Annotated in this window: 1 protein-coding gene; it reads left to right on the top strand. The window is 31.8% G+C overall.

Going from position 1 to position 1,505, the window contains the following annotated elements:
• Positions 1-484: 484 nt before the first annotated feature.
• A partial coding sequence (locus tag JCM15548_RS20435; RefSeq protein ID WP_227626085.1) for a hypothetical protein occupies positions 485-1,505 on the top strand: 1,021 nt, incomplete at its 3' end.

Genomic DNA, 1,505 nt, shown 5'->3' with positions numbered 1-1,505 from the left:
CTAAATCTATTGACATGAAAAACTAATTTTACTAAAGAGGAATGATAGCATTCATGGCTTATTGAAATTTTTTATGTCAGATTGTGGGGTTTAGATATGTGGTGTGTTATACTCGTAACACTCCAATGTTTTGTTGATAATTTCTTCTTGTTGCCATCTTTCTATCCTTTTTGTCGGATTGATTCTTTCCAAGCTTAATTTTTTTTGTACGTAACTGGACTTTTTGTTCCTGCATTTTTAGTCTAAAGTGGTTTTTGGTAAAGCAAAAGTAGACTCAGTTTTTTTTAAATAAATGTTAAGATATAAGAATAGACATGTGTTTTGTTTTCGTATAGAAGAAGATTGATGGCTCAAATTACTGGCCTCCACTGATTATTCTGAGAGGGGACGGAAACGTACTTTTTAGAAATTCTATCCTTATATCACTCAATCTAATTTGTATTCTTGACAGTTATATCACTAACCTAATAAAGTTCACGTTTATATGAAGAAATTGTATTTATCATTTGTGTTTATTTATTTTGTGTTTTTTATTTCAAATGCACAAGATAATCCACTAAGCAACATTTTACCCCCTTCACCTAATGCATCTAATCTAGGTGTCATTTCTCAAGTTCCTTTAGATGGGAATACAGGAACTGCAAAATATAGTATCCCTATATATACCGTTAATGAAGGAAGTCTGTCGGTGCCAATTTCCTTGAAGTATTCTTCTAATGGGGTTAAACCTAATGAATTGCCATCATGGGTTGGAAGAGGGTGGAATTTATATGCTGGAGGAGTTATAACTCGCGTTGTGAAAAGTAAAGCTGACATTATTACATCCGAGGGTTTTTTTTGGAAATCCGATGAAGTTAAAGATTATATTGATGGTAAAATTACGTCAGTGGATGAAAGGATGAATCTATTGAATAATGCTGATTTAGAGCCGGACGAATATTGTTTCAATTTTGCAGGTTATGTTGGTAGGTTTTATAGGAACAATGACAAACAGCGAGAAGGTGATGGATTAGTTAACATGAAAATTGAATCTGTACCTCATTATAATTTCAAGTACGAAATAATAGGAGATGGGCTAAATATTAATGAAATACACATTACTACTGATAACGGTACACAATATTTTTTTGGAGGAAGTGGATGTATAGAAACCACCGTTACTACTGATTTGTCAGGTAATGTAAGTAGTGAAATTACTGCTTGGTATTTGAAAAGAATTGTCTCTCAAAATAATGATATTATCGAGTTTTTTTATTCGGATCAATATCCAATAGAAGTGAAGACACTTGTAGAATTTGAATGTGAAATTGTTGAATCATCTGCTGGTCCTATACCAGATGAGGAAAAAAGTTTTATGGAATCAAAAATCAATTCCGTTTTTTTGGAAAGAATTAAAACCTCTTCGACTGATATAGTATTTACAAATGTCGAACACCGTTTTTCTATGTTTGATAATTCTAGATATACTAGACGACTTGATAACATAGAGATTTTCAATAATAATG

The organism is Geofilum rubicundum JCM 15548, from assembly GCF_000974365.1.
GTDB lineage: Bacteria > Bacteroidota > Bacteroidia > Bacteroidales > Marinilabiliaceae > Geofilum > Geofilum rubicundum.
The sequence above is the reverse complement of the archived record's forward strand: the minus strand, read 5'-3'. Positions and strand labels throughout refer to the sequence as shown.